The organism is Microbispora sp. NBC_01389 (genome assembly GCF_045040095.1).
Taxonomy (GTDB): Bacteria; Actinomycetota; Actinomycetes; order Streptosporangiales; family Streptosporangiaceae; genus Microbispora.
In genome coordinates, this window is the sequence record NZ_CP109552.1 from 1196561 (window position 1) to 1210747 (window position 14187).

Genomic DNA, 14187 nt, shown 5'->3' on the forward strand with positions numbered 1-14187 from the left:
TGGAGGAACGGTGACGCCGACCAACCCCCGCCGCCCGAAGGAAGGGCAGTCGTCCGGCCCGGGCGGACCACGCAGGCGCATCTCCCATCCCATGATCCTCGCCACCGCGTTCGTGCTGACCGCGACCGGCGGCGTCGGAGTGGCGGCGGCCTCCGCCGCTCCCGTCACCCCGCCGGCCGACGCTCCGGAGCCCGTGGTGACGGCCACCGTGACGATCACCCCCACGCCGGAGACCATCCCGGCCGAGACGACCGCCCCCGCGACCGCCACCACGGTGCCCCTCGTGGGCCCGTTCCTCGGCGTGCTGCACGGCGAGGTGGTCGTGCCGGCCAAGAACGGGTGCGACACCGTCACGGTGTTCACCCAGACCGGCCAGGCCGTCGCCGTGGCCGAGGGCTCGGTCACCGTCCGGAGCCAGGACGGCTTCGAACAGTCGTACGCCGTCGACGACTCGACGCGGGTGTTCACGGGCCGGCGCGGCGGCGAGATCCGGCAGGACGCCTGGGTCTCGGTGGTCGCCGCGGCCCCCGCCGCCCCGTCACCCGCCCCGCCGAGCCCCACCCCTCCGACCCCCACCCCGCCGACCACGCCTGAAGCCACGCCGACTCTCCCCGAGGAGACCCCCACACCACCCGAGAGCACGCCGACTCCCCCCGAGGCCACCCCCGCTCCCCCTGAGGAGACGCCGACCCCACCCGAGAGCACGCCCGCTCCCGAGACCCTGACCCCTCCGGCTCCGGAGGCTCCCGCGGCGCCGGGAGAGACGGACTCCGTCGCGCCGAAGACCGAACCGGCGCCCGCCGCCTCTCAGGGGGAGAACGCGGCGGCCGCCTACGTCTTCGATCTCTCCCGGCCGAGCAAGAAGCTGTGGAACCTCGGCAAGAGCTCGCCGTACTTCCCGCACTGGCGCTCCGGCAAGCTCGCCTGGCACACCCCCAAGCCCTGCCCGACGCCGACGGTCACGCCCACGGCGCCGGACGACACCCCCACCGACACCCCCACCGACACCCCCACCGAGACTCCCACCGACGCCCCGACCACCCCGACCACCCCGAGCGCTCCGGCGGAGACGCCTGCCGGCACCGTGTCCCCCACCCCTGAGCCGACGCTCACGGACGCCCCGGCTCCGCCCGGGTCCTGATCGCCCCGTACGGCCGGCCCTCGCCTCGGCGGGAGGGCCGGCCGTACGGCTGCCCGGCGCGAGTGGAGGCCCCGCGCGCCGGGAGGCGGCCATTCCCGGCGCGCGGGAGGAAGCCGCCTATACTGCCGCTGCCGGCGGATCGGAGCGATGCCTTCCGTGCCACCCTCGAAGTACCGACGAAAGGTGACGCAGGCCATGCTGGAAGGACTTCGACAGGCGGCCGGAAGGGACGGCGCCGCCGCCGTACGGCTCGGAGACGACGCACTGGCGCCGGAGGAACTGCTGCACGCCGCGAGCGCCGTGGCCGGTGGGATCGCGGGCGCCCCCGCGGTCGCCGTGCACGCCACACCGACCATGGACACCGTGATCGCGGTGGTCGCGGGACTGCTCGCGAACGTGCCGGTCGTCCCGGTGCCCCCCGACGCCGGGCCCATGGAGCGCGGCCACATCCTCCGCGACTCGGCTCCCGCGCTCATGCTGGCGGCGAAGGGCGCGCTGGAGGACCCGGGCGTCCCCGGCGTCCCCGTCGTCCCCGTGGACGACGTCGCGGGCGCGGAGACGTCCTTCCCCGGCCCGGAGCCCGGCTCGACCGCCCTGGTGCTCTACACCAGCGGCACGACGGGCCGCCCGAAGGGCGTGCGGATCTCCCACGGCGCCATCACGGCCAACCTCGGCGCGCTCGCCGAGGCGTGGGCGTGGACGGAGGAGGACACCCTGGTCCACGGGCTGCCGCTGTTCCACGTCCACGGCCTGATCCTCGGCGTGCTCGGCGCCTTCCACACCGGCTCGGCGCTGGTTCACACGGGACGGCCGTCCCCCCGCGCGTACGCCGGGGCGCCGGGGACCGTCTACTTCGGGGTCCCCACCGTGTGGTCGCGGGTCTGCGACGACCCGGAGTCGGCGCGGGCCCTGCGCGGCGCCAGGCTGCTGGTCTCCGGCAGCGCTCCGCTCCGGCAGGCGCTGTTCGAGAACGTGCGGGCCCTCACCGGACACGCCCTGGTCAACCGGTACGGCATGACCGAGACGCTGATCACGGTCAGCGGCCGGGCGGGAGAGGACCAGACACCCGGCTGGGTCGGGGCCGCCCTGCCCGGTGTGGAGACGCGGCTGGTGGCGGAGGACGGCGCCCTCCTGCCCCACGACGGCTCCGCCCTGGGCGAGCTCGAGGTGCGGGGGCCGAGCCTGTTCACCGAATACACCAACGCGCCGGAGGCCACGGCGGCCTCGACGACCGCGGACGGCTGGTTCCGCACCGGCGACCTCGCGATCGTCGGGCCCGGCGGCGCCCACCGGATCATGGGCAGGGCGTCGACCGACTTCATCAAGACCGGCGGCTTCAAGGTGAGCGCCGCCGAGGTGGAGGACGCTCTCCTGGCGCATCCGGCGGTGCGCGAGGCCGCCGTCGTGGGCGCCCCCGACGACGATCTCGGGGAGCAGATCCACGCCTACGTCGTGGCGGACGCGGTCGCGGCCGACGAGCTCGTGAGCTTCGTCGCCACCGAGTTGTCCGTCCACAAGCGGCCCCGGCAGGTGAACTTCGTACCGGAGCTGCCCAAGAACCGGCTGGGCAAGGTCGTCAAGGGCGAGCTCGGCCGCCGGTGAGCACACCGGGACGATCCCCGGCGAGGCCACCCGGCGAGACGGTCACCGCCTCGCCCGGAGGCGGTGACCGTCGCGGGCGGCCGGCGGCGGCCCGGAACCCCCGGAGGGGCGCGCTTCAGCGGTCGCGCCGGCGGGCGACCCTGCCGCCCACCCCGCCGAACAACGCCAGGCCCCGCACCACGACCACGGGCGCGGAAGGATCGATGTCCGGGCCGTTGTGCACGTCGAAGCCGCCGAAGATGCCGGTCCCGTGGCAGCGCACCTCGACCCCCTCGGGCACGATGATCTCGGCTCCGCCGAAGATCGCGTAGACCGTGATCTCGACCTCCTTCGCCTCGAACTCGGCGGAGGTGAGGTCGAACTGCATCCCGCCGAAGACGGCGAGCGCCCTGGTCCGCCGCCGTACCCTCCAACGGCCCTTGCGTACGGCGCCGCCGAAGACGGCGACGACGCTCTCGGGCTCGGAGGTCGCGCCGGGGTGGTAGGACACCGGGGTCGCGGCCGGACGGCGCCGGTCGACCTGCAGATCGTGGGTGAGCACGTCGAGCTCTCCCACCGTCTTCGCCTGGTAGAGGGTGTCCAGGCGGTCGGAGTACTCCTCGTGACTCAGCTGACCGTTGCTCAGGGCCTCGCCGAGCAGGGCGGCGACCTGCTCCCTGTTGCTGTCCGAGGCACGCAGGTGCGACGTCCGCGAGTCACGACGCTCGGGGGGGTTATCCATAATGGTCACGATAGTTCTCCTCGGCCCCCGGCAGGGAGCCGAACGTACCCGCGACGCCGCCTGACCGTGAACGGCGGCGCCCGCCGTCCGGCCCCGGGAGAGCGTACGACCGGCGGCCGGTGCCCCTCCGCGCCTCACCGGCGCGGAGGGGCACGCTCCACCGGTGTTTAGTTGTAGTAGCCGTCGCAGCAGTCGTATCCCCAGACGGCGTTGGCCCAGAGACAGTTGTCCCACCAGGAGTCATTCCACGAGGGAATGACACTGCCGCACGTCTCCCCGTACCCGTAGGAGGAGGAGGTGCGCCAGTTGTTGAAACTGTTGTCGAAGGTGTTGTTGACGCCGACTGTGGAGTAGCCGTCGCCGTACCCGGTGGTGCCGCAGGGGTTACAGGCGGTGTTGCGGGAGTTGTTGCGCCAGTTGTCGAAGCTGTTCGCGAAGGTGTTGTTGAACAGGACTTCTTCAGCCGGGCTCGAGTATCCGTATTCCATTGGAGCGGTCGCCGCGCCCGCGGCCGCGGCGCTCAGCGTGAGAGCGCCACCGGCGAGCGCGGTGGAGAATGCGAATCCGGCGATGACCTTCTTGAGCTTGGGCATTCGTGTCCCCCTCTAAAGGATCAACTGCCTGATTTGCACGACATGCACCCTTAGAGCGCTATGTCGCTTGGTGACCGTTCTGCCGCCATCACCCCGCGATTGCATGGTTTCCAGACCGAATGACCGATAAACGGTGATTTACCGTGTTTGATGCCTCATTATGAGTACCAGAGCACCATAAGTCCACTTATGAGTTATTCATCCCGAAATGTCCGATTCTGCGTCGTGGGTGGACGCCTCCTCGGAGGCCTCCTCCGGAGCGGCGTCGGGGTGGGCCGCGACGAACCGTTCGAGGATCTCGTCGGGCATCTTTCCGCGCGCGGGCACCTCCAGCCCCTGCTCGCGGGCCCACTCGCGGACGTCGGTGAGCGTGTGACCGCGCAGGCGCGGCGAGGCGTCCGCGGCCTTCTTCGCCCGCGACGCCTGCTTCACCTCGCGGGCGTTCTCCAGGACTTCCTCGACGAAGGCGAGCGCCTCGTTCAGGCGCTTGTGGTTCTCGTCGCACAGGTCGATGGCGAAGGTCCGGTTCAGCAGCGGGAACTCCCGTCTCGCCACGTCGTCGCCCTCGGAGTGGTCGAGGTCGTCAACCAGTATCACCTTCTGCGCCACGTGCCGCCCTTTCCCAGGTGGATCTACGTCTTTACGAACCGTGGCATCCTACTCGCGGGGCATCCCCGCTCGCGCTGATCCCGTCCACGCCCGCGCCGGTCAGGCGGCGTACGGCGGCGGGCGCGTCCACCGTCCACACGAGGACCTTCATCCCCAGCCTGTGGACGCGCCGGACGTAGCCGACCGTCTCGGTGAGCATCGCCTCCGTCTCCGGCATCCCGGCCGTACGGGTCAGAGGCGCGCGGCGGTGACCACCACCGTGACGTAGGCCATGGTGAAGCCGCCCCCGATCCCGTCGATCGCGGCCCCGGCCTCCGCGAGCACCTCCGACAGCGCGTCCGGCGGGAGCCGGGTCAGGATGCCGGACGTGGGCATCTGGTCCAGCCACTCGTCACGGGTGTAGAACCGCTGCCAGCCGAACCGCCACTCCTCGGACTCGCCGAACGCGCCCGCCTCCCGGATGCCGCCGGCGGCCCTGGCCAGCAGCGGCCGGTATCCGTCGAGGGCCGGCTTTCGGGGGCCGCTCTCCCGTGGGGGAAAGCCGGGTATCAGCCGCCGGTAGACCGCGGCGAGGTTCTCCGCCACGATGGGCGGTGGCTCGAACACATGCCAGAACGCCGCCAGACGGCCACCGGGGCGCAGCACCTCGGCGGCCTTCAACGCGCCGGCGACCGGGTCGACCCAGTGCCAGGACGTCCCCGCGACGACCGCGTCGTACGTCCGGCTGACTCGACCACTAGATGCCCATCGCCCTCATCCACAACCGACCGGAGACCGCGCTGGAGCTCCTCCACGTCGCGACCGGGGCTCCGGTCCCGCCCCTCGCGGCCGCCCGGGTGGAAGCGGTCCCACCGTCGCCCGCACCTGCCCCGAACTCGCGGTCATGTCGGTCGTGGCCCACGCGGAGGAAGCAGACGACGGGCCCGCCCTGGAGGCTCTGCTGGCCGGGCTCGCGACGCTTGACGAGGACCGGGCGACGGGTTCAGTTCGCTACCCGCAGTGACCGTCAAGCGTCTGGAGGAGGTGGTGACCACCATTCAGGACTTCGAGTACCTCGGCGAGAAGTACTTCTCCCACTGGCTGGAAATGGGAGAAGTCAAAGGAGCGGCCAAAGGACGCGCCGAAGGCGAGATCGACGCGATTCTCAACGTGCTGGAGGCCCGGGGCCTGGAGGTTGCCGACGACGTACGCGAGCGGATCTGTCAGTGCCAGGACCTCGACCAGCTGCGGACCTGGGTGCGCCGGGCCGTCGCCGTCGACTCGGCCCACCAGATCTTCGCGGAGTAGAAGTCCCGACGACCGCCCGATCTTCGGATGCGTCGACGGTGGTGGAGTCACACGCTCGGTCCTCCGGCTTCGGGGATCGAGAAGGCGGCACCGGTAAAGTCGGTCGTGGCGGAGAGGAGGGACGCAACGGTGCCAACAGGAGTGGCCCTCCGCGACGTACGCACGCAGTTGTTCGACGCGGCCGAGCGTGTCCTGCTCAGGGACGGACCGAGCGCGCTGACCAGCCGGGCGGTCACCACCGAGGCGGGCTGCGCCAAGGGCGTCCTGCACCGGCACTTCGCCGACTTCGACGCCTTCCTCGCCGAGCTGGTGCTCGACCGCATCTCCAGGATCGACGGTCAAGCCGCCGCCCTGCGCGGGTCCGCCGGGACCGGCACCGTCACCGGCAACCTCACCGACGTGCTGACGGACCTGTTCGGGTCCATCGCCGTCGCGGTCGTCAGCCTGATCATCTCCCGCGACGGCCTGCGCGCCCGGTTACGTCAGGCCAGGCCCGGCCAGGGCCTTCCGCTCCTCACGGAGGTCACGGCCATGCTCGCCGCCTACCTCGCCGCCGAGCGCGATCTGGGCCGGATCGCGGCGGACGCCGACGTGGACACGCTCGCTCCCACGCTGCTCGGTGCCTCACACCTGCTGTTCGCCGACCGCGACGGCGGCCCGCCCCAGGCCGACGCCGTACACAAGATGGTGAGCACGGTCATCGCCGGTGTCGTACGCGACTGAGCCACGAGTCACCCGGCCCGGCTCCGCCGGTCCCGCGCCTGGCTGACAGCGGACGGCGTGGCGCCAGGGTCACTGCGGGCCGATCTCGAACTCCCCGGCCCGGACACCGTCGAGGAACGCGGCCCATTCGGCCGGAGTGAAGAGAAGTGCTGGACCCTCCGGGTCCTTGGAGTCTCGAACGGCGATCAACCGGTCGTGGCCCGGCTTGTGCTCCGGCCCGTCCGTCACGTTGTCCAGCCGCGCCACCTCCACACAGTTGCCACCGTTGTTTCCGCTGAATCTCGACTTGCGCCACCGTGCCTCGCTCAGGTCCATCGCTCCTCCATGACGCGCTTCAGGAGATCTGTCGACATGTGCAGGGGCAGCGCCTCCACGCGGATAGCGTCGAACACTTTCGCGGCGGCGGCAACATCCTCGCGGTTGCTCGTGGTCAGCCCCCGGACGGCCGTCTCCAGATGCGCCACCTCGAGCGTCGCGATGGTGAACCCCGCCAGCAGCCCGGAGCGGACCCGCCCGGGCGGCACGATCTGCACGCTGACGCGGGGGCCGGCGACCGACGCGAGGTGCGCCAACTGCTCCCCGGCTCGCCGGAAGCTGACCGGTCTCGACACCACTGATCAGCGACTCGCTGAAGTGGACCTTCTGCGCGAGTTGCGCCTGGGTCAGCCCCGCCTGCCCCCGATAGTGACGCAACTCCCGCCCCCATATCGCCTGAGGTGAGTACACGTCCATCAGCACACCCTCTTCATCGGGTAATCAAGTTACAACAGAAAGTAATAACGTGAGCGTCGGAAGTGCGGCGGGTAGCGTGACTGCTTGTGACGAGACTGGCGGTCCTCTACCGGGAAACCGGTAACTCCGGCGGCTGGGCGTGAACGACGACGACCGGCTCTTGTTGCGCCGTACGTTCACCGAGGACGCCGTCCTGTACGACCGGATGCGGCCCGGCTATCCGGCCGCGCTGTTCAAGCACGTTCCCCGGGGCAGCCGGGTGCTGGAGATCGGCTGCGGCACCGGTCAGGCTACGGTCGCCCTCGCCGGGCGCGGCTGCGCGGTCACGGCGGTCGAACTCGGGGCGGACATGGCGGCGCTCGCCCGCCGCAAGCTCGCCCCGTTCGCCGGTGTGGAGGTGGTCAACGCGGCCTTCGAGGAGTGGCCGCTGCCCCCGGAGCCGTTCGACGTCGTCTTCGCCGCCACCAGCTTCCACTGGCTCGACCCGGCCACCCGCGTGGGCAGGTCGGCCGGCGCGTTGCGGCCGGGCGGCCTGCTGGCCGTCGTCTCGACCGAGCACGTCGCCGGTGGCACCGAGGCGTTCTTCGCCGAGGTGCAGCGCTGCTACGAGCGGTGGGACCCCGCCACGCCGCCCGGCCTGCGGTTGACACCCGCGAGCGACATCCCGTACGACAGCGGCGAGATCGACGCCTCCGGCCGCTTCGGGCCGGTGCGGTTCCACCGCTTCGAGTGGGACCACGCCTACACGACGCGGGAGTATCTCGACCTGCTCGGCACCTACTCCGGCCACCGTGCCCTGCCCGCCGAGGCCCGCACGGGGCTACTCGGCTGCATCGCGGCACTCATCGACAGCCGGTACGGCGGACGGATCGTCAAGCGCTACCTCACCCAACTCGCCCTCGCGGGCAAACTCGGCTGAAAGGGCGGGCCGACAGCGGTCACCGCCTTCTACGGCGCCGCCAGGCCTGTCGGCCCTGACGGCTAAGCTCGGTTCGAGGAGTCACCCAGGGCTACCGTGATCGTGAGGGGGAAGTCACATGACGGCCGAGTCGCACGAGATGACCAGTGGTCGAAGCCCCGAGCGGATCGTGGAGTCCCTGATAGCTGATCGGACTCCACGAAACATCCGTGCATGTCTTCCTCCCGCCGATCGCGGCTACTTCGACCTCGACTATCGGCGGGCCATGGCCAAAGCCACCGAGGAACTGGACCTCGCGCCCGTCAACGCCCTGCTCGCACATTGGTGGCACATGGCCAGGATGAAGGCCGCCGGGGAGTACGAAGCGGTCCTGGACCACGGGGCTCGCATGCAAGAACAGATCGAAGGCGGCGAATACGTCCCCGGGAGACCGTTGCGGGAACTCCTGGCCGAACGGGCATCCCAGCTCGGCGTGGATCTCGACCTCTAGATGTACACGGTCAGCAAGAGCAAGCAGGTAGACGAGCAGATCACCGCCCTTCCCGTGGAAGCGCTCGCGGCGTTCCACGAGGTGACCGTTTTCCTCCAAGTCGCACCATGGAGCGGCAACCCCTTCGTGAGAGAGCGTCCCGACGCCCCGATGCGGACACAGACGTTCGGGGACGGCGGTTCTGGCATGGTCACTTACCTGATCATCGAGTATCGACGCCTCGTGGAGATCATTCACGTCGCCTGGTACGGCTGAACAGCCAAGCAGAACAGGCGCGCAGCCGGCCTCGGGTCGAATCGACCGGTTGGCCGAGGTGAGAGTCTCGGCCGATGAGGATCGACTCGGCTGAGGGTCAGCCGAGCAGGGGGGTGAGGGCGGCTTCGAGGTCGGACACACCGGTGAACAGGACGGCGGTCATGCCGAGCGCCCGGGCCACCTCGACGTTATCCATGCGGTCGTCCACGAAGAGACATCGGTGCGCCGGAACTCCCGCCCGATCCGCGGCGATCTCGTAGATGCGGGGGCCGGGCTTGGTCACTCCCACCCGGGCGCTACTGACCACCTCGTCGGCGAAGTGGGCGAGGCCCAGCCACGCGAGGTCGTCCTCCAGGTCCAGCGTCGCGTTGGTCACGAGCACGACGGGCACATGCGCCTGGGCCCGGCGCAGCAGGCCGAGCATGTCCTCGTCCACCCGTGTCGGCGCCTTCAAGAACGCCGTGACCAGGGCGCGGGCCCGCTCCGGCGGCACCTGCCGGGCCAGCGCGGCCTCGGCCGCGCCCTTCCACTGCTCGACGGTGATGTGCCCCAGCAGCGCCGGCAGGCCCACCTCGGGCGCGAAGACGACCTTCGTCGTGGTGCCCTCGGCGAGACCGGCCGCGCGCTCCAGCTCGACCAGTTCCGTCTGGTCGTGGAAACGGATGACGCCGTCGAAGTCGCACAGCACCGCTTCGAACGGCCGGGGGGTCGCCATCGCCCATGCATACCACGGCGTGGCCCGCGTCCACGGTTCTCCGGGGAGGTGGGGTCAGCGGAGCAGGTCCAGGGCCCGGGCGGTGCCGAGGGAGTCGTCGACGGCGGTGTGCCGGGGCTCGGCCTCGCCGCGCAGCACCTCGTGGATGTGGCGGATCCCCCAGGAGAACGTCGAGCCCTCCGCCGGTTCGTGTCGCTGGACCGGCCGCTCCTCGCGCCAGACCTCCAGCACGTCGTGCGTCTTCGGGTGGAAGGGATTGGTCAGGCGGATCTCCCCGTCGGTGCCGACCAGCCGGGCGTACGTCGTGAACGGCAGGTCGAAGCTGCAGCTCAGCAACAGGCGGCCGGGATCGAACTCGAGCACTCCGGCGGTCTCGACGTCCACCCCGGCCTCGCCCTTGACCGTGACGGCGTGACCGGCCACGGCCTCACGGCCGAACAGCAGTTGCGCGAGCCGTACAGAGTAGCAGCCCACGTCGTAGAGGGCGCCGCCGCCGAGGGCCGCGTCGAGCCGGATGTTCTCCGCGCCCTCGAGCTGGAAGTGGAAGGACGACCAGATCTCCCGCAGGTCGCCGATGACGCCCTGGTCGAGGAGGTCGCGCAGCCGGGCCGTCTGCGGGTGGAACGGGAAGACGAACGCCTCCCAGAGCGGGCGGGCCGACCGGCGGGCCACGTCGATCACGCTTTCGGCCTCCGTGGCCGTGAGGCACAGCGGCTTCTCGCACAGCACCGCCTTGCCGGCCTCCAGGGCGGCGATCGTCCACGGCGCGTGCAGGGCGTTCGGGAGCGGGACGTAGACCGCGTCGATGTCCGGGTCCTCGATCACGGCCTCGTACCCGCGCACCGCACGGCCGACGCCGTTCTCACCGGCGAACGCCTCGGCCCGCGCGAGGTCGCGGCCCGCCACGACGGCGGCCGTGCCGCCGCCCGCCTCGCGCAGACCCGGAAGGAACGCCCGGGCGGCGATGCCCGCCGTGCCGAGGATGCCCCACCGAACACCGCTCATACCGATCCACTCCTCGTCGCCCAGATCCTGCGGGGACGGTAGCACAGGCGAATATTTGCCCCTGGCTTCCGATATCGGGCAGGTCAGAGGGGTACGCCACCCGCCGATCCATGACGGGGGAAACGCGATGAGCGAGGAAGTGTGGCGAGCCACTCATCTGCCGGGCGACCGGGCTCCGGGGCCCGACTATTCGGGCCCCGGAGTGGAGGCGGAGATCACCGGGCTCATGTGCCCGGACGAAGGCCGGCCGGAGGACCGGACCGGCGAGCGGCCCGGCAAGGAGCCCGGCGAGGCGGCGCAGCCTGCCCCGGAAGGCCGACCGGGGCATGAGCGCGGGGGCGACGGGTCATACGACGGCCTCTACACGGCCCGCGCCTCGTCCGCCCTGGGCAAGGTGGCCTCCGACGACGGCCTGCTCGACCTGCGCATCAAGGCGCCCCCGGAGCTGGGCGGGCCGGGCGGGGAGACCAACCCCGAGCAACTGCTCGCGGCGGCGTACGCGTCGTGCTTCCACAACTCGCTGACCCTGGTCGCCGGGCGGCAGGGCGCCCGGACCGCCGACGCCACCGTGGACGCGACCGTCACGCTGCGCAAGCGGGGGATCGCCGACGACTACACGATCAGTACGGACGTGACCGTACGCCTGCCGGGGGTCGAGCCCGAGACGGCCCGGCGGCTGGTGGACGAGGCCCACCGCGAGTGCCCGTACTCCCGCGCCTTCACGCAGGGCGCCGAGGTCCACGTCCACGTCGCCTGAACCGCGTCCTGACCGTACGCGGACCCGTGCCCGCGGGGAGCACGGGCCGCATGCGAGCCGGCCGGGAGCGAGCTTTAGACCCGCTGCCAGAGCGCCGGGACGTTCGGCGGCTCCCAGCCGGTGAGCGCGGTGTGCGCCTGGAGGCACCGGTAGGTCACGCCTGCGTAGGTGACCCGGTCTCCCACCTTGTACGCCGTACCGGCCGCCCAGGTGCCGCCGGGAACGGTCGGGGTCGGCGAGGGACTGCGTGTGGGAGAGGCGCTGGGAGAAGGACTGGGAGAAGGACTGGGAGAAGGACTCGGCGAGGGGGTGCGCTGCGGCGTCGGGGACGGGCTCGGGCTGGGCGTCCCGCCCGAACCGACCTGGAGGTCGACGCAGGCGTAGAAGGCGTTCGTGGTGTCGGCCACGTTCCAGACGGCGAGGACCTTCTGCCGGCCCGTACGGCCGCCCAGGCTCACGCTGTGGCTGACGGTGGCCGGCGGCTGCGCGCCGTGATCGTCGAAGACGGCGATCCGCGTGCCGCCGATGTAGTACTCCCACGTGCTCGTCGAGTGTCGGGCGGTCAGCGACCAGGTGAAGGTGACGGTGTCGCCGACACTGGTCGCGGGCCACGGCCTGCTCTCGTCGTCGAGCTGGGCGAACCGGGCGTTGCCGCCGCTGCAGCTGCGCAGCCCCTTCGGTCCTTCGACGCTCTGGGGTTCGTACACGATGTCGCCGCAGTTGGGGACGCGGCCCTGCGCGCACATCGCCTGCCGGCTCGGCGGCGACGAGACGTACCCGTGCGCCTGAGCGGGCGAGGCGACGAACACCGTGGCACCGATGACGACCATGGCCGTCGCGAGGAAGGTCAGCGCTCTTCGCATGTGGTGCTCCTCACTGCTGGGGGTGGCGCAAATATAAAAGAAACTTTCCTAACAGTGAAGACCAAATACTGCGACTACCTGCGGAGGCGAGATCCTCGCGAGTGGATCGGTCCACCGGCCGGTCGTGGGCGGAGCCCCTGGGCGGCGGGTCGTTGACAGGTCGGCCCGGTCACCTAAACTTCTTCATGTGAACGACCGTTCAATCGTTGTGGACATCGAGACCGCCGACTCCTGCGTGCTTCCCGTGGTCGACGCCGACCGGGTGGAGAGCGTCAGACGGGTCATGCCGGGCCCGGAGACGATGGAGGACCTGGCGCAGATCTTCGGGCTGCTGTCCGACCCCGGACGGCTGCGGCTGATCGCGGCGCTGCTCGAAGGCGGCGAGATGTGCGTGTGCGACCTCGCCGCGGCGACCGGGCACAGCATGTCCGCGGCGTCCCACGCCCTGCGCCTGCTGCGGGCCCACAACGTGGTGAAGGTCCGGCGCACGGGAAGGATGGCCTACTACCGCCTCGCGGACTCGCATGTGCGACTGCTGTTCGATCTGGCGATCACGCACATCACGCATGAGGAGAAGGACCGGGACGATGAGTGAGACCGGCACAGGGCACGAACCCCCGTACGAAACCGCGTACGAAACCGCGCACGAGGACCTGCGAGGACTCCGGCGCGGGACGGGACAGGCACCCGGTCACGGCCGTGGGCATGGGCATGGGCACGGGCACGGGCACGGGCACGCGGTCAGCGCCGAGGCCGACCGGCGGCTGCTGACCGGCGCGCTGGTGCTCATCCTCGGCTTCATGGCGGCCGAGGTCGTCGTCGGCGTCGTCGCGCACTCCCTCGCCCTGGTGTCCGACGCCGGGCACATGCTCACCGACGCCATCGCGATCGCCTTCGCGATCGTGGCGATGCGGATCGCCGCCCGGCCTCCCCAGGGCGGCTTCACGTACGGCCTCAAACGCGCGGAGATCATCTCCGCGCAGATCAACGGCATCACGCTGCTGCTGCTCAGTGTCTGGTTCGTCTACGAGGGCGTACGCCGGCTGATCGAGCCCCCCGAGGTCGCGGGCGCGTACGTGGTCGCGACGGGGATCGCCGGGATCGTCGTCAACCTCGCCGCGACCTGGCTGCTGAGCAGGGCGAACCGGTCGAGCCTCAACGTCGAGGGCGCGTTCCAGCACATCCTGAACGACCTGTTCGCGTTCATCGCGACCACCGTCGCCGGCGCGGTGGTGTGGGCCACCGGCTGGAGCCGGGCCGACGCCCTGGCCGCGCTGGTCGTGGCCGCCCTGATGCTCAAGGCCGGTTGGGGCCTGGTGCGCGACTCCGGCCGGGTCTTCATGGAGGCTGCCCCCGCGGGCATGAGCCCCGCCGAGATCGGCCGCCGGACGGCCGCCCTGGAGCACGTGGTCGAGGTGCACGACCTCCACATCTGGGAGGTCACCTCCGGCTATCCGGCGATGTCCGCGCACATCCTGGTCTCCCCCGGCGCCGACTGCCACGCCGTACGGCAGGCCGCCCAGCGGATGGTCCACGACGAGTACGGCATCGCCCACACCACCCTCCAGGTCGACCACGCCCCTCCGGACCTGCTCGCCATCGGCGGCCCGGCCGAGCCCCACTGCGCGGAGGCGCACGGCCCGGCGCACACCAACGGACGGCCTCCCGAGGACGCCTCCGGCAGGCGCGGCCCGAACGGGTGCCCGGGACGCCGCCGGATCAGGTTCCCCCGCCCCGACCGCCTCTCCGATCGCCCCACCTGACCCTCACAATCA

Annotated in this window: 20 protein-coding genes and 1 pseudogene; 10 read left to right on the plus strand and 11 right to left on the minus strand. The window is 71.1% G+C overall.

The features are described from left to right. Positions 1–10: 10 nt before the first annotated feature. Both OG344_RS05185 and OG344_RS05190 read left to right on the plus strand, forming a co-directional pair. Entirely contained in the window at positions 11–1141 is a 1131-nt protein-coding gene (locus tag OG344_RS05185) for a hypothetical protein (protein ID WP_405087203.1), read from the plus strand. Between the two features lie 195 nt (positions 1142–1336). Continuing rightward, on the plus strand, positions 1337–2743 hold the full coding sequence (locus OG344_RS05190; RefSeq protein WP_405087204.1) for an AMP-binding protein: 1407 nt from the start codon (positions 1337–1339) through the stop codon (positions 2741–2743). Between the two features lie 115 nt (positions 2744–2858). Here OG344_RS05190 and OG344_RS05195 read toward each other — a convergent pair whose 3' ends face one another. The 5 genes from OG344_RS05195 to OG344_RS05215 all read right to left on the minus strand — a co-directional run bounded on the left by OG344_RS05195 (position 2859) and on the right by OG344_RS05215 (position 5326). Further along, positions 2859–3464, minus strand: a complete 606-nt coding sequence (locus OG344_RS05195) for a DUF1707 domain-containing protein (RefSeq protein ID WP_405089046.1) — start codon at positions 3462–3464, stop codon at positions 2859–2861. 167 nt (positions 3465–3631) lie between these two features. Next, the gene (locus OG344_RS05200) at positions 3632–4057 is read right to left on the minus strand and encodes a hypothetical protein (protein WP_405087205.1); all 426 of its coding nucleotides are present in this window, start codon (positions 4055–4057) and stop codon (positions 3632–3634) included. A 198-nt stretch (positions 4058–4255) separates the two neighbouring features. Further along, positions 4256–4666, minus strand: a complete 411-nt coding sequence (locus OG344_RS05205) for an Lsr2 family protein (protein ID WP_405087206.1) — start codon at positions 4664–4666, stop codon at positions 4256–4258. 31 nt (positions 4667–4697) lie between these two features. Beyond that, positions 4698–4865, minus strand: coding sequence for a glycerophosphodiester phosphodiesterase family protein (locus OG344_RS05210; protein ID WP_405087207.1), 168 nt, complete (start codon positions 4863–4865; stop codon positions 4698–4700). A 32-nt stretch (positions 4866–4897) separates the two neighbouring features. Next, positions 4898–5326, minus strand: coding sequence for a hypothetical protein (locus OG344_RS05215; protein ID WP_405087208.1), 429 nt, complete (start codon positions 5324–5326; stop codon positions 4898–4900). 339 nt (positions 5327–5665) lie between these two features. On the opposite strand from OG344_RS05215, the gene OG344_RS05220 reads away from it, so the two are divergent. Next, entirely contained in the window at positions 5666–5953 is a 288-nt protein-coding gene (locus OG344_RS05220; protein ID WP_405087209.1) for a hypothetical protein, read from the plus strand. 129 nt (positions 5954–6082) lie between these two features. Next, positions 6083–6676 carry a TetR/AcrR family transcriptional regulator gene (locus tag OG344_RS05225; protein WP_405087210.1) on the plus strand — a complete coding sequence of 198 codons (594 nt, stop codon included), beginning with the start codon at positions 6083–6085 and terminating at the stop codon, positions 6674–6676. 69 nt (positions 6677–6745) lie between these two features. On the opposite strand, the gene OG344_RS05230 is transcribed toward OG344_RS05225, so the two are convergent. The 3 genes and pseudogenes from OG344_RS05230 to OG344_RS05240 form a co-directional block, all read right to left on the minus strand. Beyond that, on the minus strand, positions 6746–6991 hold the full coding sequence (locus OG344_RS05230; protein WP_405089047.1) for a DUF397 domain-containing protein: 246 nt from the start codon (positions 6989–6991) through the stop codon (positions 6746–6748). Then, on the minus strand, positions 6982–7287 hold the full coding sequence (locus tag OG344_RS05235; RefSeq protein ID WP_405087211.1) for a Scr1 family TA system antitoxin-like transcriptional regulator: 306 nt from the start codon (positions 7285–7287) through the stop codon (positions 6982–6984). Before OG344_RS05235 ends, OG344_RS05230 begins: the two co-directional genes overlap by 10 nt. A 19-nt stretch (positions 7288–7306) precedes the next feature. Continuing rightward, positions 7307–7408: pseudogene (locus OG344_RS05240) on the minus strand (helix-turn-helix domain-containing protein); the annotation flags it as partial. 139 nt (positions 7409–7547) lie between these two features. On the opposite strand from OG344_RS05240, the gene OG344_RS05245 reads away from it, so the two are divergent. From OG344_RS05245 to OG344_RS05255, 3 genes are all read left to right on the plus strand, one after another. Next, entirely contained in the window at positions 7548–8327 is a 780-nt protein-coding gene (locus OG344_RS05245; protein WP_405087212.1) for a class I SAM-dependent methyltransferase, read from the plus strand. 118 nt (positions 8328–8445) lie between these two features. After that, entirely contained in the window at positions 8446–8817 is a 372-nt protein-coding gene (locus OG344_RS05250) for a DUF6247 family protein (protein ID WP_405087213.1), read from the plus strand. Further along, a complete protein-coding gene (locus tag OG344_RS05255; protein ID WP_405087214.1) occupies positions 8818–9072 on the plus strand; it encodes a hypothetical protein in 255 nt (84 codons plus the stop codon). Between the two features lie 97 nt (positions 9073–9169). On the opposite strand, the gene OG344_RS05260 is transcribed toward OG344_RS05255, so the two are convergent. Together OG344_RS05260 and OG344_RS05265 are read right to left on the minus strand one after the other, a co-directional pair. Then, positions 9170–9787: an HAD family hydrolase gene (locus OG344_RS05260; RefSeq protein ID WP_405087215.1), complete on the minus strand. Its 618-nt coding sequence runs from the start codon at positions 9785–9787 to the stop codon at positions 9170–9172. Between the two features lie 54 nt (positions 9788–9841). Then, positions 9842–10792, minus strand: a complete 951-nt coding sequence (locus OG344_RS05265) for a Gfo/Idh/MocA family protein (protein WP_405087216.1) — start codon at positions 10790–10792, stop codon at positions 9842–9844. A gap of 127 nt (positions 10793–10919) precedes the next feature. Here OG344_RS05265 and OG344_RS05270 point away from each other — a divergent pair, with 127 nt between their 5' ends. After that, on the plus strand, positions 10920–11549 hold the full coding sequence (locus tag OG344_RS05270) for an Ohr family peroxiredoxin (RefSeq protein WP_405087217.1): 630 nt from the start codon (positions 10920–10922) through the stop codon (positions 11547–11549). Between the two features lie 74 nt (positions 11550–11623). Here the strand turns inward: OG344_RS05270 and OG344_RS05275 are convergent, their stop codons facing one another. Further along, the gene (locus tag OG344_RS05275) at positions 11624–12412 is read right to left on the minus strand and encodes a lytic polysaccharide monooxygenase (RefSeq protein WP_405087218.1); all 789 of its coding nucleotides are present in this window, start codon (positions 12410–12412) and stop codon (positions 11624–11626) included. A gap of 187 nt (positions 12413–12599) precedes the next feature. On the opposite strand from OG344_RS05275, the gene OG344_RS05280 reads away from it, so the two are divergent. Beyond that, positions 12600–13007, plus strand: a complete 408-nt coding sequence (locus OG344_RS05280) for an ArsR/SmtB family transcription factor (RefSeq protein WP_405087219.1) — start codon at positions 12600–12602, stop codon at positions 13005–13007. Next, the gene (locus OG344_RS05285; protein ID WP_405087220.1) at positions 13000–14175 is read left to right on the plus strand and encodes a cation diffusion facilitator family transporter; all 1176 of its coding nucleotides are present in this window, start codon (positions 13000–13002) and stop codon (positions 14173–14175) included. Before OG344_RS05280 ends, OG344_RS05285 begins: the two co-directional genes overlap by 8 nt. Positions 14176–14187 lie beyond the last annotated feature (12 nt).